The organism is Exiguobacterium marinum DSM 16307 (assembly GCF_000620845.1).
Lineage (GTDB): Bacteria > Bacillota > Bacilli > Exiguobacteriales > Exiguobacteriaceae > Exiguobacterium > Exiguobacterium marinum.
This window is the reverse complement of record NZ_KK211189.1, coordinates 1,681,235-1,704,962: the sequence shown is the minus strand read 5'-3', so window position 1 is coordinate 1,704,962 and position 23,728 is coordinate 1,681,235. Positions and strand designations below refer to the sequence as shown.

23 protein-coding genes and 1 pseudogene are annotated in these 23,728 nt (G+C 46.4%); 13 read left to right on the top strand and 11 right to left on the bottom strand.

The window, feature by feature from the left end; genetic code table 11:
* Window positions 1-21 precede the first annotated feature (21 nt).
* Window positions 22-642, bottom strand: a complete 621-nt coding sequence (locus tag P400_RS0109070; protein WP_026825889.1) for a DedA family protein — start codon at window positions 640-642, stop codon at window positions 22-24.
* A gap of 94 nt (window positions 643-736) precedes the next feature.
* Between P400_RS0109070 and P400_RS0109065 the strand changes: the two genes are divergently transcribed.
* The 6 genes and pseudogenes from P400_RS0109065 to argH all read left to right on the top strand — a co-directional run bounded on the left by P400_RS0109065 (window position 737) and on the right by argH (window position 6,019).
* Window positions 737-1,294 carry a DNA-3-methyladenine glycosylase I gene (locus P400_RS0109065; RefSeq protein ID WP_235181841.1) on the top strand — a complete coding sequence of 186 codons (558 nt, stop codon included), beginning with the start codon at window positions 737-739 and terminating at the stop codon, window positions 1,292-1,294.
* Window positions 1,295-1,414: 120 nt separating this feature from the next.
* Window positions 1,415-1,861: pseudogene (locus tag P400_RS0109060) on the top strand (sodium:solute symporter family transporter); the annotation flags it as partial.
* A gap of 53 nt (window positions 1,862-1,914) precedes the next feature.
* Window positions 1,915-2,043, top strand: coding sequence for a hypothetical protein (locus tag P400_RS15835; protein ID WP_268745953.1), 129 nt, complete (start codon window positions 1,915-1,917; stop codon window positions 2,041-2,043).
* A gap of 113 nt (window positions 2,044-2,156) precedes the next feature.
* The gene (locus P400_RS0109050; protein ID WP_034771033.1) at window positions 2,157-3,299 is read left to right on the top strand and encodes a CapA family protein; all 1,143 of its coding nucleotides are present in this window, start codon (window positions 2,157-2,159) and stop codon (window positions 3,297-3,299) included.
* Between the two features lie 124 nt (window positions 3,300-3,423).
* On the top strand, window positions 3,424-4,638 hold the full coding sequence (locus P400_RS0109045; protein WP_026825885.1) for an argininosuccinate synthase: 1,215 nt from the start codon (window positions 3,424-3,426) through the stop codon (window positions 4,636-4,638).
* Window positions 4,631-6,019, top strand: coding sequence for an argininosuccinate lyase (argH, locus tag P400_RS0109040; protein WP_026825884.1), 1,389 nt, complete (start codon window positions 4,631-4,633; stop codon window positions 6,017-6,019). Before P400_RS0109045 ends, argH begins: the two co-directional genes overlap by 8 nt.
* Window positions 6,020-6,056: 37 nt before the next feature.
* Here argH and P400_RS0109035 read toward each other — a convergent pair whose 3' ends face one another.
* The gene (locus tag P400_RS0109035) at window positions 6,057-6,653 is read right to left on the bottom strand and encodes a TetR/AcrR family transcriptional regulator (protein WP_026825883.1); all 597 of its coding nucleotides are present in this window, start codon (window positions 6,651-6,653) and stop codon (window positions 6,057-6,059) included.
* Between the two features lie 164 nt (window positions 6,654-6,817).
* On the opposite strand from P400_RS0109035, the gene P400_RS0109030 reads away from it, so the two are divergent.
* Both P400_RS0109030 and P400_RS0109025 read left to right on the top strand, forming a co-directional pair.
* On the top strand, window positions 6,818-7,636 hold the full coding sequence (locus tag P400_RS0109030; protein ID WP_026825882.1) for a hypothetical protein: 819 nt from the start codon (window positions 6,818-6,820) through the stop codon (window positions 7,634-7,636).
* Window positions 7,637-7,712: 76 nt separating this feature from the next.
* Window positions 7,713-8,651, top strand: a complete 939-nt coding sequence (locus P400_RS0109025; RefSeq protein WP_026825881.1) for a DUF5692 family protein — start codon at window positions 7,713-7,715, stop codon at window positions 8,649-8,651.
* On the opposite strand, the gene P400_RS15095 is transcribed toward P400_RS0109025, so the two are convergent.
* A complete protein-coding gene (locus tag P400_RS15095; RefSeq protein WP_235181840.1) occupies window positions 8,587-10,323 on the bottom strand; it encodes an IS1182 family transposase in 1,737 nt (578 codons plus the stop codon). The two genes, P400_RS0109025 and P400_RS15095, sit on opposite strands and share 65 nt — an antisense overlap.
* A gap of 273 nt (window positions 10,324-10,596) precedes the next feature.
* On the opposite strand from P400_RS15095, the gene P400_RS0109015 reads away from it, so the two are divergent.
* Both P400_RS0109015 and P400_RS0109010 read left to right on the top strand, forming a co-directional pair.
* Window positions 10,597-11,127 (top strand): biotin transporter BioY, encoded by a 531-nt coding sequence (locus tag P400_RS0109015; RefSeq protein WP_026825880.1) that lies wholly within the window; start codon window positions 10,597-10,599, stop codon window positions 11,125-11,127.
* Between the two features lie 63 nt (window positions 11,128-11,190).
* Window positions 11,191-11,388 (top strand): hypothetical protein, encoded by a 198-nt coding sequence (locus tag P400_RS0109010; RefSeq protein ID WP_026825879.1) that lies wholly within the window; start codon window positions 11,191-11,193, stop codon window positions 11,386-11,388.
* Window positions 11,389-11,800: 412 nt separating this feature from the next.
* Here P400_RS0109010 and P400_RS0109000 read toward each other — a convergent pair whose 3' ends face one another.
* The 5 genes from P400_RS0109000 to P400_RS0108980 all read right to left on the bottom strand — a co-directional run bounded on the left by P400_RS0109000 (window position 11,801) and on the right by P400_RS0108980 (window position 18,535).
* Window positions 11,801-12,649 carry a sulfite exporter TauE/SafE family protein gene (locus P400_RS0109000; RefSeq protein ID WP_026825878.1) on the bottom strand — a complete coding sequence of 283 codons (849 nt, stop codon included), beginning with the start codon at window positions 12,647-12,649 and terminating at the stop codon, window positions 11,801-11,803.
* A 69-nt stretch (window positions 12,650-12,718) separates the two neighbouring features.
* Window positions 12,719-13,606 carry an alpha/beta hydrolase gene (locus P400_RS0108995; protein WP_026825877.1) on the bottom strand — a complete coding sequence of 296 codons (888 nt, stop codon included), beginning with the start codon at window positions 13,604-13,606 and terminating at the stop codon, window positions 12,719-12,721.
* A gap of 29 nt (window positions 13,607-13,635) precedes the next feature.
* Window positions 13,636-14,409, bottom strand: a complete 774-nt coding sequence (locus P400_RS15090; protein ID WP_051546019.1) for an aminoglycoside N(3)-acetyltransferase — start codon at window positions 14,407-14,409, stop codon at window positions 13,636-13,638.
* A gap of 14 nt (window positions 14,410-14,423) precedes the next feature.
* Window positions 14,424-17,432, bottom strand: a complete 3,009-nt coding sequence (locus P400_RS0108985) for an AAA family ATPase (RefSeq protein WP_026825876.1) — start codon at window positions 17,430-17,432, stop codon at window positions 14,424-14,426.
* A complete protein-coding gene (locus P400_RS0108980) occupies window positions 17,429-18,535 on the bottom strand; it encodes an exonuclease SbcCD subunit D (RefSeq protein ID WP_026825875.1) in 1,107 nt (368 codons plus the stop codon). The genes P400_RS0108985 and P400_RS0108980 overlap by 4 nt, the downstream gene beginning before the upstream one ends.
* A gap of 109 nt (window positions 18,536-18,644) precedes the next feature.
* Between P400_RS0108980 and P400_RS0108975 the strand changes: the two genes are divergently transcribed.
* Genes P400_RS0108975 through P400_RS15085 form a run of 3 tightly spaced genes read left to right on the top strand, consistent with a single transcriptional unit; the run spans window position 18,645 to window position 21,517 of the window.
* Window positions 18,645-20,375, top strand: coding sequence for an ABC transporter ATP-binding protein (locus P400_RS0108975; RefSeq protein ID WP_026825874.1), 1,731 nt, complete (start codon window positions 18,645-18,647; stop codon window positions 20,373-20,375).
* Window positions 20,372-21,244, top strand: coding sequence for an NAD(P)-dependent oxidoreductase (locus P400_RS0108970; RefSeq protein WP_026825873.1), 873 nt, complete (start codon window positions 20,372-20,374; stop codon window positions 21,242-21,244). Before P400_RS0108975 ends, P400_RS0108970 begins: the two co-directional genes overlap by 4 nt.
* 45 nt (window positions 21,245-21,289) lie before the next feature.
* Window positions 21,290-21,517: a DUF2188 domain-containing protein gene (locus P400_RS15085; protein WP_034771451.1), complete on the top strand. Its 228-nt coding sequence runs from the start codon at window positions 21,290-21,292 to the stop codon at window positions 21,515-21,517.
* Window positions 21,518-21,536: 19 nt separating this feature from the next.
* Here P400_RS15085 and P400_RS0108960 read toward each other — a convergent pair whose 3' ends face one another.
* The 3 genes from P400_RS0108960 to P400_RS0108950 all read right to left on the bottom strand — a co-directional run bounded on the left by P400_RS0108960 (window position 21,537) and on the right by P400_RS0108950 (window position 23,692).
* The gene (locus P400_RS0108960) at window positions 21,537-22,181 is read right to left on the bottom strand and encodes a DUF975 family protein (protein ID WP_026825872.1); all 645 of its coding nucleotides are present in this window, start codon (window positions 22,179-22,181) and stop codon (window positions 21,537-21,539) included.
* 73 nt (window positions 22,182-22,254) lie between these two features.
* A complete protein-coding gene (locus P400_RS0108955) occupies window positions 22,255-22,908 on the bottom strand; it encodes a copper homeostasis protein CutC (protein ID WP_026825871.1) in 654 nt (217 codons plus the stop codon).
* A gap of 13 nt (window positions 22,909-22,921) precedes the next feature.
* The gene (locus P400_RS0108950; protein ID WP_026825870.1) at window positions 22,922-23,692 is read right to left on the bottom strand and encodes a DeoR/GlpR family DNA-binding transcription regulator; all 771 of its coding nucleotides are present in this window, start codon (window positions 23,690-23,692) and stop codon (window positions 22,922-22,924) included.
* Window positions 23,693-23,728 lie beyond the last annotated feature (36 nt).

Sequence of the window (23,728 nt, the reverse complement as noted above, 5' to 3'; positions counted from 1 at the left end):
CCGCCTGTTTTATCGTCTCCGTTAATCTTTTACCGTCTTTTTATGTTGACGTTTTTTTCGCCAGATCAGGTATCCTACCATACCGATCAGCAACAGACCGTAAATCGTGTAGGAATAAGCATCAAGATACGTGAGAATTTCTTTCCAGTTCTCCCCTACCTTCATTCCTATCAATATGAGAATCGTGTTCCAAATGGCTGTCCCCACAGTACTGAGGAGTAAAAATTTCAAAAACGGCATATTCGACATCCCCGCAGGTATTGAAATGAGACTTCGGACGACAGGCATCAATCGCCCAAAGAACACCATCCATCCCCCGTATCGGTCAAACCAGGCATCTGCTTTTTTGACATCCTCTATATCAAGACGCAACCACTTTCCGTATCGCTTCGTCCATTTCTCAATCTGTTCAACATCGAATAATAGACCCATTCCATATAACAGAATTGCTCCAAGTATAGCTCCGGTCGTTGAGGCTACGACGACTAGTATAATTGAAAGGTTCGTCTTCACAGCAAAAAAACCGCCAAACAATAAAACAACTTCAGAAGGGATTGGCGGAAATACGTTCTCAATAAAAATCATGAACGCGATTCCTATGTATCCATATTGTTCGATTACTGAAATCATCCAGTCGCTCATTTTAAATGTCCCCCATTCCCACTCTGTATACCCGTCGATTCGCAAGCATAACCGCCAAGACATGCTACACTTTACATAAAAGGAGCTGATGAATTTGGAAAGAATCTTTCGCTGTCCGTGGTGCGGTACCGACCCGTTATACGTCAGCTACCACGACAAGGAATGGGGAAAGCCCATACACGATGATACGAAACATTTTGAATGTTTGACCCTTGAGAGTGCGCAGGCTGGACTGAGTTGGATCACGATTTTACGAAAACGAGAAAATTATCGATTGGCCTATGCTAACTTTGAGGTACAACGAGTTGCCAGCTTTACCGATGAGGATGTGAAAAGACTTCTATCCGATAGCGGAATCGTGAGGAATCGTCGAAAAATCGAGGCGTCGATCAATAATGCAAAACAGTTTATCAAAATACAGGAAGAGTTTGGCTCGTTTGATTCATACATCTGGTCATTCGTCGATCATGAACCTATCATCAATGCATGGGATCGACTTGAAGATGTTCCCGCAACGACGGAACTATCTGAACAATTGAGTAAAGACCTCAAACGACGCGGGTTTAAGTTTTTAGGACCGACAACGGTTTATGCCCACCTACAAGCGACCGGTCTCGTCAATGATCACCTCACCTCTTGCACGTTCCGTTAATTTAAGACCAGCTATCAAAAACATCTTTACATTTTCCCACTTGTTATGACAATATTTTGACAAAGTGATACTCAATCACTGAAATCATTTTCATATTTTTTATCTCTCGGGGGGATATTGATGAACGGAATTTTAGTGTCTATCGTCGTGTACATGGCACTGATGGTCCTACTTGGGATCATCGCGTATCGGAGAACAAGCAGCATCGGAGATTACATGTTGGGTGGACGGGCGTTAGGTCCCGGGGTCGCCGCCTTATCTGCCGGTGCCTCGGACATGAGTGGATGGCTTTTAATGGGCTTGCCGGGAGCCATGTATGCAACAGGTGTATCAAGCGGTTGGATTGTCATTGGATTGACCATCGGCGCGTATTTAAACTGGTTATTGGTCGCTCCGAGATTGCGCATTTATTCATATATATCAGACGATGCAATCACAATCCCAGACTTCTTTGAGAAACGATTCAAAGACACAAAAGGCGTGTTACGTTCTTTTTCAGCAGCTGTCACGCTCATCTTTTTCACACTGTATGCGACAAGCGGATTCGTCGCCGGCGGTCGTCTTTTCAATGGAAGAACTATGCCGCTTCTCTCTTCGGTACGTTTGGGACATTGTATGAAATGATTCCAGCATTCTTCTTGTCGGCGCTCGCCATCTACATCGTGAGCTTGATGACGCCGCCACCAAATGAGGTCATTCAACGTGAGTTTGACCACATGCAAGACATGGTCAAGGAACATATCAAATAATTCTCATGACAGGTCAAAAACAACCCGTCTTTATTTATATAAGCAGGATTTTTCTTAATTATCGACGAATTTTATGGTTATCGAACGAATCTGTCGTGAAAAGGAGAATCGGGATGAAACCAATCAAAATCGTCTCTCGCCTTACCTTCCTGTCTAGCTTAGTTGTATTATTTGCTTGTAGTACGACTCCAGCAACAAATCAAGAAGTACCAGCAGAAGTCGAAGAACCCATTGTCGAGGTTCCTGAAGAAGCACCGCCCATCGAACCTGAGCCGCTTGTTACGACGGCCTCTCTCTATGCGATCGGCGATGTACTTCTTCATGACTCGGTATACAACGCGGCTCGTGTCGATGACGGGTATGACTTTGATTCTGCGTTCGAACAGATTTCTCCGATATTGAGTCGCGCCGATATTTCAATTGCCAACCAAGAGAGTATGATTGGTGGAAGTGAAATCGGACTGTCGAGCTACCCGGCATTTAACAGCCCGTATGAGATTGGAGATGCTTTGAAACGGGCGGGAATCGATTTGGTCACAACGGCGAATAATCATACGCTCGACCGCGGGGTTCGTGCCATCGAGAACTCAATCGGGTATTGGAATGAAATCGGGATGCCTTATACCGGCTCCTTTTTATCCGCTGAAGACAAAGCAAATATTCGGACGTTGACAGCCAATGACATTTCTTTTTCTTTTCTCGCATACACGTACGGGACGAATGGAGTCGTCCCGAAGCAGCCATATCACGTGAACTATATCGACCTCGCGCAAATGCAACCAGAGATTGAGAAGGCGGAACAGTCGACTGACATGACCGTCGTCTCCCTCCATTTTGGAACGGAGTACGAACCGTTACCGAATGAGGGTCAAACCGAACTAGCACAAGCGTTAGCAGACCTTGGGGTCGACATCATCATCGGTCACCACCCTCATGTGCTGCAACCCCCAGCGATGCTAGAAGGAGTCAACGGCAATCAGACATTTGTTGTCTACTCACTCGGTAATTTCCTTTCAGGTCAGCAAGGGGATGATCGAAATACAGGTGGGATCATTGGGATTGATGTCGTCAAAACAATCGAAGATAACAGTGTGACTTTTGAATTGAAGAATCCCATGTTCTATCCGACGTTTGCTCGAAAATCTATCGGTGGATCGTATGAAGTCGTCCCCTTAGAAGTTGCTCGCCCTAAACTCATCTCCCCTATCAGTAATCACATGTCTCAGTGGTTACCACAACTCAAGATTGAACAATGACAACCACGAAAAAAGTTCGTGGTTTTTCTTTTTTCAAAAAAAGGTTGCTACTTAAATTATTATCCCTTACACTAAATCGTATATTTATAAATAAAAACTAATAATTATTCATAGGGGTGTTCACATTTTGAAACAGAAACTCGTATTGGCTTATTCAGGTGGACTTGATACATCGGTTGCAATTAAATGGTTGGATGAACAAGGGTATGATGTCATTGCGGTATGTTTAAACGTTGGGGAAGGAAAAGATTTAGAAAAGATTCAACAGAAAGCAATGAAAGTTGGAGCGAAAAAATCCATCGTCATCGATGCGGTCGATGAATTCGTCAACGAGTTCGCTCGTTATTCGATGCAGGCCCATACATTATATGAAGGCGTATATCCACTCGTTTCGGCACTATCTCGTCCTCTCATCTCGAAGAAATTGGTCGAGGTCGCACAAGCAGAAGGAGCCGTCGCTGTGGCTCATGGATGTACAGGGAAAGGAAATGACCAAGTGCGTTTCGAAGTGTCCATTCACGCACTCGACCCTTCACTGGAAATCGTCGCACCCGTTCGTGAATGGAAGTGGTCACGTGAGGAAGAGATCGCGTACGCGGCTCAACATCATATCCCTATTCCAATCGTTCAAGAAGAGCCTTTCTCGATCGATCAGAACATCTGGGGACGCGCCATCGAATGCGGCATTTTAGAAGATCCTTGGGCGGCACCACCTGAGAGTGCTTATGAGTTAACTGCAGCAATCGAGGATACGCCACACGAACCGACTTTCCTTGAAATTGAATTCAAGAACGGGGTGCCGGTCGCCATTGATGGGAAGAGCCAACCGTTCACTGATATCTTGAAAGAGCTCAATATCGTCGCTGGTGCGCATGGCGTCGGTAAGATTGACCACATCGAGAACCGTGTCGTCGGTATCAAATCACGTGAGGTGTATGAGGCACCTGGTGCCATGACATTGATCACGGCCCATAAAGCTCTTGAAGCCTTGACACTCGTGCGTGAAGTCGCGCATTTCAAACCGATTGTCGAGCAAAAGTTAACGGAGACGATCTACAACGGACTTTGGTATTCTCCGCTCACGAAGGCACTCCTTGCCTTTATCGATGAGACACAGGCAACCGTCACAGGCACGGTCCGGATGAAGCTGTTTAAAGGGCACGCCATCGTCGACGGCCGCAAGTCCCCAATCTCACTCTACGATGAGGAACTTGCGACATATACATCGGCGGACACGTTCGATCAGCAAGCAGCTGTCGGATTCATCAAGTTATGGGGCTTGCCAACAAAAGTTCAATCAGAGGTGTTGATGGAAAAAGGAGCGTTCGTCAATGAGTAAACTATGGGGAGGCCGTTTCGAGAAAACGGCGAGTGATTGGGTCGATGCGTTCGGTGCATCGATTGAATTTGACGCTCAACTCGTCCTAGAAGATTTAGAAGGTAGCATGGCTCACGTGACGATGCTAGGTGACCAGGGCATCCTCTTAAAAGAGGAGGTCACTCAAATCCTTGATGGATTACAACAACTTAAGCAAAAAGCACATGCAGGTGAATTAAAATTCGAAGTATATCACGAAGATATTCATATGAACTTAGAAGCTCTGCTTCATGAAGCGATCGGACCGGTTGCCGGGAAAATGCATACGGCACGTAGCCGAAACGATCAAGTCGCGACGGATATGCACCTCTATTTAAAGGGACGGGTGCATGAAGTGATTCAATTGATTGAATCCCTTCAGCAGGAACTCCATGCACACGCTTCAGACCATGTCGAGACGATCATGCCTGGCTATACGCACCTTCAGCGCGCGCAACCAATCTCACTGGCTCATCACTTGCTCGCCTATTTTTGGATGCTCGAGCGGGATAAAGAACGCTTCACCGACAGTTTGAAACGAATCGATTGGTCACCGCTTGGAGCAGGCGCGCTTGCCGGAACAACTTTCTCAATTGACCGGACCCGATCAGCTGAACTTCTCGGATTCAATCGGGTCTACCCGAACAGTCTCGATGCCGTGAGCGATCGTGACTTCATTCTCGAGTTCCTTTCAAATTCGTCGATGCTCATGATGCACCTCTCCCGATTCTGCGAGGAATTGATTCTTTGGGCGAGTGAAGAATATCGCTTCATCACGGTGTCAGACAACTTCTCTACCGGTTCAAGTATGATGCCACAAAAGAAAAATCCGGATATGGCCGAACTTGTCCGTGGAAAATCGGGTCGTGTGATTGGAAACTTGATGGGATTGTTGACGCTCATGAAAGGACTTCCACTCGCTTATAATAAAGATTTACAGGAAGATAAAGAAGGAATGTTCGATACGGTCAAGACCGTTCAAGGCTCTCTTAGTATCATGGCTGGGATGATGAATGAATTGACATTCCATTCGGACGTTATGAAACAAGCGACCGAACGTGATTTTTCTAATGCGACCGAGCTCGCCGATTATTTGACAGCAAAAGGGTTGCCGTTCCGCGAGGCGCACGAGGTGACAGGAAAACTAGTCAAGCATTGCGTGAATGAACGATTATATTTATGTGAGCTTCCGATTGAAGTGTTTCAAAGCCACTCCACTTTGATTGAAAAAGATGTGTATGTCGCCCTCACCCCTGAACAGGCCGTTAAACGTCGGAACAGTTATGGTGGCACAGGATTTGATGCCGTCCGCGAACAGTTGAAGGAAGCTTCAGAATGTATGAAAATGATGACTTCTTCCTAACAGATTTGATCCGTCACTCTATCGAGTGGCGGATCTTTTACTTTCCTTTTTCGTTCAATCGCTCAACAAATGATTCGAGACCCTCATCTAGTAAAATTTCGAACACTTCCATCATCTCATCAATCGAGTTCTCGTTGACGTCTAGTAAATACTGGAGAACTACTCCATCAATTGCGCCAATCAACCATGAACTAAAGGCCTGATTCAAACGGGTATTTTCTAACCCATACAAATGAATCAATAATTGCTCGATTTGTTTCGTCCATTCAGAGTATTTGACTTTCAATTTTGCTTGCGCATCCATATTTCCTAGTAATACGTCGTGAGCGAAATGATATTGAAGCCGATTCTCTGCATCTTTATAAAATCGATTGGCCGTGTTTTGTACAATCTCTTCCTTCACTAGTTCTTTCGAAAATGATTCGTTAGTTACTTCTTTAGCGATTTGAGAGGAAACTGACAAACTTTCATCTAAAAGATCATATAATAAATCCTCTTTATTTTTATAATGATGATAGATGGCTCCAGTCGTCATGTTCGCTTCTTCGGCAATCGCTCTAACCGTCGCCCCATTGGCACCATGTCGTATGATCACATTTTTTGCAGCAGCAAGAATTTTTGTTTTTCCATCCACTTTCAATTTATCCCCTTTCGATTCCACTATAGAATAACATAGCCCGAACTAGGTTTCGCTTCAATATTGTGAATAAATTCACATTGACTATTGATAAATATCAGCCTATACTAAAAACATAACAAACGTTATGTTTGTTAAATTCAAATGAGAAGGTGAAATTAATGAACGTATGGCCTCATGTAATCTCAATGCCACTCTATTTAGGTCTACTGTTAGGAATCGTTGTTTTCTTTCGTAAACACTACAAATTGTCCGCCTATTTTTGGCTCGCTTCGCTGTTGACGATCCCGTTATGGATGATGGGAAATGTAGATGGATGGTTTAGATGGGCAAAAATTGTAAGCGTTATCATTCCGACGATCATCGTTGGTTTTTCTCGAATCGCAATATATGAAAATAAACAAGGTCGCATCTGGGATTTCTTGAAGCGAGATGAATTTTTATGGTTCTTTTATGGAATTCTGTTTTTGAATATTGCCGAAGCAACCATCAAGGATGCAACACTTGGAAACTATTTTAATGCCGCTTGTGGGTTTTTACTTTGTGTCACGATTCCGTTTGCTCCGACTTTTTGGAGGTTTGCAAAAGAAGGTTATGCTGATCTCGTCGCATATACGACCGGATCTTGGAATTTTATCTATACGACATGGAATGCTTGTTTTGTATATGCCGAATCACCAACTTATTTTGCAAGTTCTCTCTGTATTTTGATTGCTGCCGAACTTTATCCAGTGCTAAAAGGTAGACCAGAATTATATATCACTGCCCGAATCTATACGTTAGCAGCTCATCTGCTAATTCGAGCATGCTATGATGTCTTCCCGACTGTTATGAATTCCTCGACTTGGTTCAATCCAGAAGTATTGAGAACGTGGGGAATGATTAATTTTGTCATTATTGTTCCTTATGTATTTTGGCATATGTGGCAACTTCATAATAATAAAGCGACCTTGAGTTTTAAGAGAGTTAAAGCGAGTTAACGTTCGTATTGCGTATCAATTTTTGCCTTCAATTGCTCAATGTTGAACAATATTTTTTATAAAGGAGTCACTTATCATGGGAATACTATACGAGCAAACAGATCTTGTAGGCTGGGGAATATGGTTATTTGTTCTATTTGCGCTCATGGCTTTCAATGAATTCAGTCGGACGACAAAATGGGGTGGATTGACTCTATTTTTGATTGTTCCAGTCGTTTTAACTATATTTGTTTGGCCAACGACAGCGTCACCGGGAAATGAATATGGAACAGGTACGTGGTTCAACTGGGTGAAGACTTATTCTGCACTCGCGGGGTGCCTTGGCTTTATGCTAATTCGTTATCGCCCTACTTTATTAAACAATAAATGGATTCTTTTATTCCCTCCTGGTATATTGGCGCTAAACATATTAGAAGCATGCATTCGTGACTTTCAAGTTTATTTTTATAACGTCCCGAACGGAGCATATATTGATAACTTGTGGGTCATGTCTGGTCCGTGGAACTTAATGAACGGGGTCGCTGGACTACTAAATATCATTGCGATTTGTGGATGGGTTGGAATCAAGATTTCAAAAGACCAATCAAAAGATATGATATGGCCTGACATGATTTGGCCATGGATTATCGCCTATGATCTTTGGAACTTTGCATACGTCTACAACTGTATATCTGACCATTCATTTTATGCGGGATTTGCACTTTTACTCGCTTGTACGATTCCTTCATTTTTTATCAAAAAAGGAGCATGGTTACAGCACCGTGCACATACACTCGCTTTATGGATCATGTTTGTCATGACTGTCCCATCTTTTGTCGACCGGTTGGCACCTGTTCCATCCACTCATAATCCGAGAGCATTTTTCATCGTTAGTCTTATCTCTCTTATTTCGAATATAGCACTTGTGTCTTACCAATTTTATCGAATCCGCCAACGTAATCTTCATCCACTCAAGGATGAAATCTATGCTGATACAAAAGCATATCAGACAGTTCTAAGTCAAAATGGACTTTAACAAAAAATGAGGCTGGGACATAACTAGCCGGTTTTAGAGATTTTGATAAAAAGAGGGGTCCGGTCACCGATTTTCGGTGGCCGGACCCCTTCTTTGTACTTCCGCCGATGCCATTGGCGATGAACTTTCGTAGGTTCACCGCCATGAGGGCGAAGCCGAGCTCACATTTCACACGCTGTTTCCCCCTTACGGAGAAGCGGGTGAAACCCAAATTGGCCTTCAGATATCCAAAAACTGGTTCCACGTCCGTCTTGCGTCGGGCATAGACGGCACCGGTTTTCTCATCCGAAAGCAGCGTTCTCGTCATATTCTTTTGTTCTTCCCAGGTCCCGTTCACGCTGACCTGGCGGTGTCTCCCTTCCTCGGCTTTCGTGCACAGCTCTCGGAACGGGCAATCGACGCAGCTCTCGCACGCGTACACACGAAAATCACGGATGAAGCCGTCACGGTCGGTTCGGTGGGACTCGTGACTGAACGGAAGCTTTCTTCCGTCCGGACACGTGAACGTGTCGGTCCCCTCGTCATATGCCCAGTTCGCGAGGTTGAACGGGTCGTCGCGCCATTTCTTCTTCTGTTCCTTCCGGTACATCGTGTGCGGGATCAAAGGTTGGCGCCCTCGGCGCTCGAGGATGTCCGTGTAGTTCTGTTGGCTCCCGTACCCGGCATCGGCGACGATGTAGGCGGGCAGGTCGAGGAAGGTTTCGATCTCGTCGAGGAACGGGATCAACGTTTTCGTGTCGGTCGGGTTCGGATAGACGTCATAGGCGAGCGTGTACTGACCTTCGGTTGCGATTTGGACGTTGTAGCCAGGTTTCAGTTGACCGTTCTTCATGTGATCCTCTTTCATCCGCATGAACGTCGCGTCACGGTCGGTCTTCGAATAGCTGTTGCGTGTGCCGAAGGTGGCCATGTGTTCCTCGTATCGACGTTTCCGGGCCGCGAAGTCGGCAGCCTGTTTGCGGAGATGGCGGGGCTTCTTACGTTCCGCACGCAATCGTTTCCGTTCCTCGACGTCCGTCGTTGAGCTGATCTCCTCGTTGATGGACTCGATCGTTTCCTCGAGTCGCGCTGCGATTTGTTCCAGCTCTTGGGCCGTGAGCGCGTCCGGGCTCTCCCGTTCGATCTCAGGGATGACCTGGTCGGCCATCAGCTCGTCGTACATCTGGTTCGACTTCTCGACGAGCGCGGCGTGGTGTTTTTCGACCGCCCTGCGCCAGACGAAGGTGTAGCGGTTGGCGTTCGCCTCGATTTTCGTGCCGTCGATGAAGATCGCCTCCTCATCGATTGCGCCGGTCTCGACGAGATGGCACCGGAAGGCGACGAAAGCCTCCTTCAGGATCGGGGACACGGCCGGATGGACACGGAAACGGTTGATCGTCCGATAACTCGGCTCGTGGCCCTGGGCGAGCCACATCATCCGTAGGCTGTCCTTGAGAAGGCCCTCGATCTTTCGTCCTGAGAACGCGGACTGTGTGTAGGCGCAGAGGACGATTTTCATCATCATGCGCGGGTGATAGGCCGGGCAGCCCGTCGTTCGCCAGAACGGTTCGAATGCCTCGTCCGGGATCTGTTCGACGAGGTCATGGACGGCGAAGGCGATATCGTTTTCCTGCAGCCGGACTTCTAAATCTAGGGGCAAAACCAATTGGTTCATGGTATACTCTTTGTACATAGGGGCACCTCCAAAGTTATGGTTTGGTCACTTTAACTTTATCAGAGGTCGCCCCTATCTGTTTAGTCCGAAATGCGTGCACGAACCCATAAAAATGACAAGAGGCCCCCGCGAGCGAACAAGTCGCTCACGGGGGCCTCTTTCTTATAAATCTACTGGGTTATGTCCCAGCCTCATTTTTACAAATTTATTTTTGTCAAAAAAATTCTTGCTAACCTCTTTCTAAGATGTTAACTTTTATTATGTTAACGTTAACTTGAAAGGGGTTTACATATGAAGATTCAAGACATGACACAAATCGCTTTTGGAGCTGCACTCATCGCGAGTGTCGGATTTATTGAAATACCGATCGGACCGGTTCCCATCACGCTTCAAACACTTGCCATCATGACAATCGCCGGTGTGTTCGGGGCACGTAAAGGCTCACTGGCAGTGATAGTTTATCTATTACTAGGATTAATCGGACTTCCGGTACTGAGCGGTCAAGGTGGTCTCGCACCATTCGTAGGTCCGACAGTCGGTTATTTGATTGCCTTCCCTATTGCGGCTTTTCTGATTGGCTGGTTCAGCGAACGCCATCGCTCGATTCCTGGATTAATTGGTTACAACTTCTTATTCGGTTTAGGACTCGTCTATTTACTCGGCAGCATCGGTCTTGAATTCATGCTTGGCATGTCATTCATTGATGCGCTCAAAGTGAATATCCCATTTGTTTTCGGAGATTCAATCAAGGCTGTGCTCGCAGGAATTATGGCAATCAAGATTTCTGAAAATGTCCAAGTGCGACGTTCGCTCGTTTCTTAAAGGTTTGAACGTTTCGCTGGTTTCCTTATGTGGAATATTGTTTATATGGAAGGGGGTGTCCTTATGAGCGATTCGACGTTTAAAAAACGATTACAGAAAGCGACCCACTTTTATAAACGCTCTGATAAAGGACAACATCGAGGAGTCGACAAATCGTCTCATGAGAAACGTGACACAGAAGCTTTTGAGCGCAGACTCCGCGAGGCAAAAGGCAAAGTCGGTGAAATCCAAGAAAACATTGATCATATTTCTAGACGGTGAACTACTCACCACTTATGTGCTTCGTACATTGAAGGGGGAGCTTCTTGGGAAGACCGTGCTCTTACCAGCCACGGTTGTTGACCAAGCTCGCCGGGCAGTCCCTGCCCTGAAGGGGTTTCAGTTTGCCAGCCTCAATAGGTTGAGGCTGGTGGAGCCGGTATGTGTAGCCTTTCAGCATGTCTGTCCCTCCTCCCTCCAGAAGATCGTGATGCGTCTTCCTCATCCGATACCCGCCGAAGGGGAATAGGAATCTGACGGAATCACGAACTTTTGTTCGTTATATCCATCACAGGGAGAATAGAATTTTGGACCAGGCGATCCATCTTCCACCTACGCTCGGCTGTGCCCCGAGACGCTTAGAGGTGGGAGAACTCTCGCTAAATTCAGTTAAAATCCCGTCCGTAGACGGGGTTTATTTTTTTCGGGGTCGAATGATGAGCGTAATGATGAAGAGGAGCGCCAATGACACAAGAAGTGAGAGTGATGCGGTATTCCATCCTATCAGGTTGAGCGCCACACTGAATGCGACCGTAACATAAAATCCACCGAGCGCTTTTTTGACATGTTGTGAACTGAACCGCTGTAACTGTTTTGCTCCGAACGGTGACCCAATCATGGCACCAGCAATCAGGGCGATTCCATGCCAATAGTTCGTTTCTGCGCCAGCTACGGCGTAACTAATCACGCCGGAAATGACGATAAGAAGTGCCGCTGAAATACTCGTTCCTACCGCACGTTTCATTTCAGTATTGAGTAATTTGACTTGTAGCGGAGTCAATACGAACCCCCCGCTCACACCCATCAATGAGGAAATAAAACCGGCAAAGACACCGATGATGCCTAGACGTGGCACGGAACCCGTACCAACACTTCCTTCCACGTGCTGTTTCGAGCGGAAGAAAGAAATCGCGAAGTACGTAAGTAACGCAATGTAAACGAGAGAAATGATCAGCGTCGCTCCGTCTACCCCTTCTAAATAAAAGACGAGTGGCGTCGCAACCCATGTACCGAGTATCCCAAATACACCAATCCATAAAGCATGAGGCACGTTCACGTTACGCAAACGAATGTGCGAGATCGTTCCTGCCGTCGTTGATCCGAGTGTCAACATGAGACTGAGGGCGATTGCCGCACTCGCCTCATACCCGAAAACGAGGAGTAGTGGTGTCAGTAAAATTCCGCCTCCGATTCCGAAGAAGCCGCTCAAGATTCCAATCAACGTCCCGAGCAAAAGAAACTGTATTAACTGCAAAAAGTCCATGTTATACCCTTCTTTCATTGGTCTCGTCTGCAATCATATCAAAAAGGGGCGTCAAATGCGCCCCTTTACTCATAATGAACGTTCTAAAAAATCGAAAATCTGTTGACGATATTCTGTTTGGAATGACCGATAAGATCCAACGTGTCCGTCGTTATCGGTCACCCAGAGCTCGACTTGCTCTTGAGCTGCAGCCAGTTCTTCACTTTCTGAGACAGGGATTGCATCGTCACCTGAGCTATGAATTAAAAGAATCGGCGCATCAATTGATTTGATGTCATGGATGGGAGAGACAATATCGGCATCGAGACCGGTAAACCAAGGTGTCACAGTCATGATGACGGGCGTGAACGGAACATTTGGTAAATCGCTCCACACGGGTAGATTCGTCTCGAGATAGTTCCTTAAATCACTAAATGGACTATCTGCGATAACCGCCGCAACTTCGACATCATCAGCTGTAGAAAGTGCTGTCGCCGCTCCCATTGAGATTCCATACAGGACAATTGGTCCCTCTGAGCGGCCTTGTGCATACTTAATAGCTGCCTGTAAATCCGATTGTTCTTTGGCACCAACCGTCACACGGTCCCCTTCAGAAATGCCCGATGCACGAAAATCGAATGTTAAGAATTGATATCCTTGTTCATGAAATTCAGGAATCAATTCTTTAAGCGGCAGATCTTCCTGTTCTCGATTCTTACCATACCCATGCGCGAAAACAATTGTCGCACGCGGCGTAGGATGTGGAATCCACCATCCATATAAATCATACTCTTCTTCCGATTGAATCGTAACATTCTCGTACTTTAACCCTAATGACTTCGGCGTGTATGTCAAAGTTTCACGCTCAGGCGAAGTCAATTGATCGCCGATGTGTGCTGAGATCCCGCCAATCACTAGTCCGGCAACGAGTAAGATGACAAGTACAGAAATACTCAATATTTTCATCCAACGACTCATCTGTTTCTTCCCCTCGATTCTGCGTTCATTTATCTCAACCAACTTCGAAGCGCGACGAGAGCATGTTGCACCGGTTCCCATGTGTTAGATGGAATCAGATAGCATGTCGCTTCGTTGATCGTAAACGTTCGAACACCTTTTTGTTTGACAATATTTTCGCCTATCGCACCAAATGGATCACTGTTTACATCGATGTGGTCAAACGTAATCCATTCACGTTCATCGCGATCAAGGACGGCGCAACCAAACGATTTTGTCGGTCCATCGATTCCGTACTCGGCATAGTGCCAAAGTGTCGTCGCATCGAGCGGTGAGCCGAGATGAAGGACACGTGCATCTCGCTCAATCATTCGTTCGATTGGAGAGCCGGGACCAAAACCGACGTCGACCGTGTGACCAGAAACGATTTCTTCTGCATCTTTTCCCCATGCGGCGACTGACCACATCGGGTGGGAGCTGCGATAAACGTCCGGGTGTGTTCGGAAGAGCTCCGGAACACGTCCCATTCCACGAGTCGCTGTCTTCCCCTTTTCATATGGTGGCATTTCGGCACGAATCGTCTGCCACCATTCAACCGGGACGGGGGGAGCTTCCCATTCAGCCGGATCTGAATTGTCTCCGGTTTGGGTCGCCATCATAATCAGTCCAGCTGGCCCTACCACTTCTTGCAACGCCTCAATCACAGTCTGGGCACCACCACATACCCACCCGAGTTTAGAAAGCGACGTGTGGACAAACAAAGCCTCTCCCGGCTTAATACCGGCTATTTTTAGACTATCCATGATACTTGATTTCGTGACCATCTGTTTCACAACTTTCACTCCACAATCAGCTGGATCGATGACCCGCTTCTAGATTTTTTCACTTCGATTCGGGCATCGACGCGATCTTTCAATTCTTGCACGTGACTGATGACCCCGACGAGGCGACCCGTCGCCTGCAGAGACATTAATAATTCAATCGCCTGGTCAAGGGATTCGGCATCAAGTGTCCCAAATCCTTCATCGATGAGCATCGTTTCGAGACTGACACCCCCACTCAAATGTTGCACTACTTCCGCAAGTCCGAGGGCGAGAGAGAGCGACGCCTTGAACCCTTCCCCTCCCGAAAGGTTTTGGACGCGTCTTGATTGACCGGTGTACGCATCAAAAACGAGTAACTCGAGTCCGGATTTGGCATTTCCTTTCGCAGTCTCTACCTTACGTTCAAGTCGGAACTGCCCGCTTGTCATTTGATCCAAGTGAATGTTTGCAGCATATAGAATCTGATCAAAGAAAGCTGTTTGTACATATGTCTCAAACGTCATTTTCTGCGGATTAATTCCTTTTCCGGTATCCGCAATTAACTTGATTGTTTCTAACTTCTTCTCTTCAAGCGCCGTATCCTCAAGAAGGGCATTCCATTCTGAAACGATTTGACGATGTCGAGACAAGGTGTCCTGAGCGGTGATCAAATGTTCCGATGCTTGCTCATACAATTCAGCGGCTTCCTTCACTTTTGTTTCGATCCACTGTAAGTCTGGCCGCTCCACACTTCCGAGTTTCTCTTCAATCATTTGTTTATAGTGTCGAAGTCGAACCCCTTCTTCCTCTTCACGTTGCAGTTCTTCACGAATTATCGTACGTTGATCGATTTGATTGGCGAGCTCTTCGTAGCGTTCACGAGTCAGATGTGTCGCATCTAATTGTTTGAACCAAAGCGCTTGTTGCACACCATACTGTTTATTCGCCTCGTTCAGTTGTTCACGCGTCACAGAAAGTCGTTCTTCCTCTTTCCACATTGCTTTTTTCCCAGTTTCGAACTCATGCTCATACGTTTCTACTTTTTTCATGAGTCCCGTTAAACGATTTTGTCGATCAATGCGTTCTGATTGTAACGCTTCAAGCGTTGTTTCTTCTGCTTGACCTAAAGCGTGAAGCTTTTGTTGGGTCATTTCAAGTTCGGAGAGGACACGTTGACGCTCCTCAAATTGATTACGCCGCTCTTGCTCAAGCTGTCTGATTTCGACTGTTAATTGACGTAACGTCCGTTCATGCTCTTGACGCATTCGTTCATCACGTTGCAACGTCTCAGCATGAACACTCCATTTCTTGACTTCTTCCGTTAACGATTTATCCAATCTTACGCCTTTAGACACTTCGTCAAATTCTCTTTGAACTGTTTCGAGTTGTTGATGGAGCGAACGATAGTCCGCTCTCGCCTCAATCAAACGTGTAGACAGTTCTTCGAGACGCGTTAAAGCTTCATTCTGCTCAGCAACGTTTACAGATGTCTCCTCGTGCTGTGGGGTTTCATGATGACGGGAACCACATACCGGGCACGGTTCTCCGTCTACGAGCGATTCGCTAAGTTGTCTTGCTAACATCAGTCGTTCCTGATGTTTATAAGTGGACACCACGTCCTGCTGGGTCGCATGCTGTCGCTGAATGTCTTTACCCGTTCGTTCACACTCGGCGAGTTGCTTCGATAACCCTTCCACCTTCGTTTCAAGTGATACCAATTGCATCAATCGGTCCACATGCCGTTCAACATCAACCGCGCGTTCGGTAGGCTCGGTCTTCAGTCCCTCAACTAATTGTTGTTCTTGCTCTTGAAGCTCTTGCAGTCGAGCTTCTTTTGAAAAGTCAGCCAAACCATGCGCCCGTTGCGCCAATCGATCTCGAAGCGTCATATAAGACGTACGTTCTTTGATTCGGGGCATCATCTCATCAATTACCCGAAGTCGCTCTTGATGGGTGATGACTTCTTGTTTGTCCGCTTCAATAGCTGATTGCTGTTCGATTAAAGTCGATTGAGTGGCTTTCAACTTTTCAAGTTTCGTCGAGGAATTTTGCTCTTCCATGGTCAGCCGGTGAACTTGCTGCTCCATTTCCAATAAACGTTCAAAGACTGGCCGAATGCTCGCTGCGGCTTCTAAGTTCTGTAGCAGTTCCCGTCGCTCGTTTCGAAGCGATTCTCCACTTAAAAAAGCTTCAAGTGCCTGCTTTGTCTGTTCTTGCTCCACGAACAGATTGATGAGTGTTTTTGCCTCTTCGAACTCGTTCCGAACTTGATTGAGCGTTTTTGCATGAATCTGTTTTGTGCTACTAGCAGCATCACATGTTTCAATCAATCTTTCTTCCCGTTCGTTTTGCCATCGCTCAATCTCATCAATCGATTTCGTCGAAACTTCTTCAATCGAATCGTCTTCGAGTTCCAATAACTTTAGTCGAGTCCGTTCGACCGACCATTCGACTTGTTTTCGGTAAACGCTATATCGCTCTGCCCATTTCTCTTGAAAGGCACGAAACGCCTCTGTTTTGAAGATCGATTGTAAAATTTGTTGCTTCTCGTTTGAGTTCGAATCAAGTAATTGTCTAAATTGATTTTGAGGAAGCAATAAGATTTGACTGAATTGTTCATACGATAGTTGTAAAATCGATTCGATTTGTTCTTGAACTTCATTTACTTTTGTCGCCAACGGTTTCCATCCATTTTCCCACTCGTACAGCACCGCTTCATGTGGGATTGGTGTCTTGTTTTTCGGATGGGGTTGCTGAGGTTGTCGTACGATTCGATAGCGGTCACCACGAATCGTGAATGAAAAGTCCACCTCTGTCCTCATTTCAGGTTGTGCATATTGGCTTCTAAAGTCACTCGCGTTTCGAAGTGCTCCGCTCGCCCGACCATAGAGCGCGAATGTCATCGCATCAAAAATTGTTGTCTTCCCAGCACCCGTCCGACCGCTCACTACAAACATCGAGCGACCAACTAACTGTGTAAAGTCAATTTCTTCGCGTTCCGCATACGGACCGAATGCTTGAATCTTCAACTCAACCGGTCTCATGTGACATCACCTTCTTCAATCATTTGTTTCACGGCATCGGAAGCACCCTGGTCATGTACAGCTTCAAAGAACTGCAAATAGACTTCTTCAACCGATTGCCGTTCAAGTGCTTCTCGTTCAAACGTGGACGTCTGTTCCTGACGTCGTAACAGCTCCAATTCGAGATGTAAAATATTTGGATATACAGTGCGCAGTTTTGCCATTGGGTCAAATAGCGCTTTATCGTCAGTTAAAACAATTTTAAGGTAGTCATCCGTTTGTTGCTTTTGATAAAAAGATGGCGAAAGGAGTTCATTCAGTGTTCCAGTGAGTTGTCGCATATCTCGCTCTGGTGTCAACGTCCGGCGTCGCCGCTTCCATTGCCCGTCCCATTCCAAGACATCGACTGATTTTTCATGGTTGACCTCAGAGAATGAATATTTCATTAAGGAACCACTGTAAGCGATTCCTTCCGCCTGAATCGCATCACGATTATGTAGATGACCTAGAGCTGTATATGAAAAAGGTTCATACAAGCTTTTCGCGACTTGACCGGCGGTACCGACCGATAATTGTCGTTCCGAATCCGTCTCAAGTCCACCTGCCACAAAGCTGTGCCCGACCGACACCGCCCTTTTGTCGATTACTCCGTACGCTTCAATGACTGCCTGTAATGCGTCATGATGAGTACGAATCGTATCGATGCCAAGAATGTGACGCACTCGAGCCGGTTCGAGGAACGGGATTGGATAAAACGGAACCCCGGCGACTTCAAGAGGACCTTCATCTGGAATTAGTTTACCGACGATATGAAGTCCCACCTGTCTCAACAGCTTAGAACTATACTCAAGACGTTCTGCCGAATCGTGGTTTCCCGCGATAGCGACAACCGGAATTTCCCGCTTCAATACGAGCTCCCGCCACATTTCATCAAGTAGATCGACAGCTTCGACCGGTGGGACGGCACGGTCATATAAATCACCTGCGATGATGATTGCATTCGGTTGTTCCTCGTCAACGATGTTCAAAAACGAATGGAATAATATATTCCGTTGATCTTGTGTCATATGACGGCCGTGGACAATCTTTCCTAGATGCCAATCGGCCGTGTGAATCCATTTCATCACCTATCACCTCTTCTTCTTATTCTAGCATGACTCAATCGTTCGATTCGACGTCTTGACACCCGTTTTTGAAACAGCGAAAGTAAGAGGAGAGGAGGATGTTCCAAAAATGAAATCATCTACATGGCAAACTTTTTTTCAACTCTTTAAAATTGCGAATCCTCCGAAAGGATTGTTTGTCGGCGCCATTCTTATTTCGCTCCTTCAAGCAGCTGCATCACTGGCCATTCCGCTTATTCTGCAACGCGTGGTCGACCGTTGGAGTAGCGACCTGTTGACGCCCGAGTGGATTGCGTACTTCATCATCGCTTTTCTCATTCAAGTCATCACGAGCGCTGTTTCGATTTACTGGCTACATATTGTCGGTCAACGTGTTGTCGCCAATTTGCGGACGACATTGTGGACCCATCTTGTTAAATTGCCCGTTCCTTTCTACGATGGAATCAAGTCTGGTGAACTCGTTTCCCGATTAAACAATGATACGACAACGCTTCAGCAGCTATTATCCGAGCAAAGCGTGCGCCTATTGACCTCTCTCGTCTCGGTCGTCGGTGCTGTCGCCATACTGTTCACACTTGATTGGCAAATGACACTCGTCATCTTGTTCTCAGTGCCAACTACACTAATCATCGTCATTCCGCTCGGTCGTAAACTTCGAATCATTGCGAAAGAGACACAACAAGAACTTGGAAATCTTTCCGGATTCTTTGCCGAATTGCTCGGTGAAATCCGACTCGTGAAATCACAGGCAACGGAACAGACGGAAGTGCAAACTGGTAGAGCCAAAATCGAGACACTGTTCGACTATGGAGTAAAGGAAGGGCGCATTCAAGCGATTCTTATCCCGCTCCTTAATGTCACATTGACCGGAATGTTGATTACCATTCTTGGTTTCGGCGCTTATCGTGTATCGACCGGAGCATTATCGACAGGCGAACTGCTCGCGTTTATGTTGTACTTGTTCCAAATCATCACGCCACTTATCACAATGAGTGAATTTCTGACGAGACTCCAAAAGGCGCGTGGTGCTACTGAACGAATCGCTGAATTGCTTGATGTCAGTCCTGAACCGTATAGCGCGCGTGAAGAACTGATCGAGCAAGCCGAACTTTCATTTGAAAATGTAGCATTCCACTATGGTACGGAACCGGTGATTCAAGGATTGACCCTTCACGTTTCGCCTGGAGCGACGACCGCCATCGTGGGACGCAGCGGTGCCGGAAAAACGACTCTCTTTTCCCTCGTTGAACAATTCTATTTACCTACAGGAGGTACGATACGATATGGAAAACGCGAGATTCAGTCATACGGACGTGATATGTGGCGTCAAATCATTGGTTATGTCGCACAAGACTCTCCTGTCCTTTCCGGTTCCGTAAGAACAAACATTATTTATGGACTTAAACAGGATGTAAGCGATGAAGAAATCAGAGAGGCGTGCGAGATGGCGAATGCGTGGTCATTTATTGAGGCGATGCCTAAACAGCTCGATACAGAAATTGGAGAGCGAGGTATTCGATTGTCTGGTGGGCAACGACAACGTCTCGCGATTGCGCGGGCGTTGTTACGTAATCCGCAAATTCTATTGCTCGATGAAGCAACATCAAGTCTTGATTCAGAATCTGAGCGTGTCGTTCAAGAAGCCCTCGACCGTCTCATGGTCGGACGAACTACACTTGTAATTGCCCATCGTCTATCAACAGTCAGACACGCTGACCAAATCGTCGTCTTAGAAGACGGTCGTATTAGCGGAATCGGGCAACATGAACAACTCTTAAATGAGAACGAACTTTATAAGCGACTCGTTTCACAACAATTACTAGGGGGACAATCAACGTGAAGACAATTGGTTTTATCGGACTAGGGGTCATGGGACAATCGATGGTACGAAATTTGATGAAACATGGATTTGACGTGCAGGCCTATACACGTACGAAAGAAAGAGCGGTAGATCTCCTCGACGAGGGTGTGACATGGTGCGAATCGATACAAGACGTCTGCGAAGGCGCCGATGCCGTCATCACAATCGTCGGTTATCCGTCAGATGTCGAGTCCATCTATTTTGGAGATGGGAATATTCTCGACTCAGCCGAACCGGGTACAATATTGATTGACATGACAACTTCGTCGCCAAAGCTCGCTGAACGAATCGCAGAAACTGCCATCGACCGGGGTCTTCTCCCTCTCGATGCGCCGGTCACAGGCGGGGACGTCGGGGCCAAAAATGGAACACTTTCCATTCTAGTCGGCGGTGGTGAGTTTGCCTTCAACAAAGCAAAGCCATTATTTGAAGCGATGGGGCAAGCAATCGAACGGATGGGATATGCCGGAAGCGGTCAATACGCTAAACTCGCCAACCAAATTGCCATCGCTGGAATCATGATGGGGAACGCAGAAATGCTGGCGTTCAGTAAGCAGGCAGGTCTTGACCCAGAAGCACTCATCCGTACGATCCGTGGAGGAGCAGCCGGAAGCTGGACGCTCGAGAATCTTGTTCCCCGCATGATTGTTGAAGATTACGCTCCTGGTTTCTTTATTAAACACTTTATCAAAGATATGACCCTCGCCATCGAGAGTGCAAATGATCTTCACTTGAAATTGCCGGGACTCGAGCTTGCCCACCGACTCTATAATATCCTCGAGGAGAATGGTTACGGAGAGAACGGTACCCAAGCGCTCATCGATTACTACATCCATCAAGAAGTTTGAAACCAAGCATTTGTGGAATTAGTATGAGTGAAGGAGGCGATTTTCGTGCCATGGAACATGAAAGATTATCCAGAATCACTGAAAAACTTCGACCCACTCGTAAAAAAGAAAGCCATTGATATCGCGAATGCATTGCTCGCGCAAGGCTATTCCGAAACTAAAGCAATACCAATTGCCACTGAACAAGCGAAGAAGTGGCATGCGGATGCTTCGGAAGAGGAAAAACATGATTTTGAAGATGCCCCCAATCCTAAAAAGACAGATCAGCATTGAACGTAAACAACCGGTCGGATTACCCGACCGGTTGTTTTGCTTGATAGGATGCTTTCATCTCTAAATAAAGGCCAGAAATAGCCGTCTGTAGATACGGAGTGACGAAGATATATGCTAGTCCTCCTGTGAGAAGAACGAGCGCATACCACCCGATGAAGCTTGCGAACAACTTCAGCATCGTCCGTTTATGTCCTTTCATGATCTGACGACTCTTTCGCATCGCCTGAAATGCAGATAGCTTCGGTTCGTCCCGTAGGATGAATGGGACGATACGATACGTCAAATAAAACCAGATTCCCGGCACGATGAGGAACAACATCAGCACATTGAGTCCCAGATAGAATACGGCATAGTACGACACGGCTCGCCCGTACTCTTTGACCGAACCGAACGATTCAATCAATAGACCAAAACTTGGCTTTTCATCTTTGGCTACCTGAAGAAAGACCCAGTTCTTTCCGAGCTCTATCGGCGCAAGCAAGACCGTCGCCCCGTACAGGAGTGCAACCGAGCTCATGAGGACTTCGGGATTGTTCGTCGAGAGGTCGAGACGTGTCGTAATCATCGCCTGAATGACCATGACGGTCAACACAACGAGTAAAGACACACCCCATTTCCCAGAGAGCATTCGAAGAGCGTATTGTTTGTAAACAGAAGATTGCATGACTTCACCTACACTTATCATTTTCTTTCATTATAGCAAAAAAACAGTCTTTCGACTGTTTTCTGCCATCGTGTTACCCTCGTAGTTGTTTGAATTTCGATTCATCGAACTGTCCATCTGTTCGCACGCCGTTCCCGATATGTACCATATCTACAACGAGTCGCTCTTGTAGAGAAGGCATTGTCTTAAACGTAATGCCGGAACCAGGCAATATCGTCATTCCTGCCTGTTCTTTAAGCCGATTCAACACTTCAATTCCTTCAATCGCAGTATTTGCACCACCGGATGTCAACAAAATGTCCACTTCAGGATATTCATTCAGTACCTCGATTGATTCAAACACATCTCGAGATGCATCGAAAGCACGATGGAAGGTGAGCGTCATCTCCCCTTTATGTTTGATAACCTCACCTAAGATTCGCTCATCAATCGCTCCGTCCTTTGTCAATGCACCGAACACAATCCCATCCACTCCGAGTTCGCGGCATAGACCGATATCTGCAAGCATCGTTTCAACATCGTCTTCGTTATAATGAAACGAACGTGTATGAGGTCGAATCATGACATGTACGGGAATCGATACGTGTTCGACAACATTTCGAATCGTTCCAAAGCTAGGGGTGATCCCCCCATTTCCCATATCAGCAATGAGTTCGAGTCGGTCTGCCCCAAGATGCTCTGCCTGAATGGCTTCTGATAGTGTCGTGACAATCACTTCTATTTTCATGTAATCTCTCCTTTTAAGGCGCGAACTTCCAGTCCACACCATGTTCGGCTAAGACGCCTTTAAATTCTTGTGGCTCCGGAAAATCAGAGATGATGGCCGTCACCTTTGAAAAATCACAAACCCGATACCGTTTTTGTTGGTTTAATTGAGTATGATCTGTCAATAAGTACGTCTCGCGACTCTGAGACATCACTGCTTGGGTGATACTAGTGAGTCCGAAGGCATCACAAGTCAAACCGAGCGATGCATCAACCCCTTCGACAGACATAACCGCAAGGTCAAACCTATACGTTTGGAGTTGTGCGAGAACTTGTTCACCGGTCGTCACGAGATGTTTCGGGTCGATTGTACCACCTAATAACTGAATCTCGCCACCGAGCACACCTTTTGCTCGCTGTTCAAATAGCGCTTTCGCCACCGTCAAAGATGGGGTAACGACTGTCACATTGCGTCCACGCAACCGGGATGCCACTTGTTCGGCCGCGACTCCGTGCCCGATATATAATAATGTATCATCTGGAATTAACTGAAATGCTGTATAGGCGATGCGGCGAATTCCATCCATGTTTGCAATGACAATGGGCTGAAAGGACATACTTTGATGAAGGACCGCGCCCCCATATACGCGTTTAATCCGATGCTCTTTCTCTAGCTCTTCTAAATAACGTCGAATCGATTCCCCAGAAACGTTCAAACGTTCAATCAACTCACTCGTTTTCACTTTGCCTTCCCGTTCAACCCATTCGACAATTTTTTGTTTACGCTCTTCACCGATTAAAGACACATCCCTGCCTCCTCCACTAAAATCATTCCTTTTCTA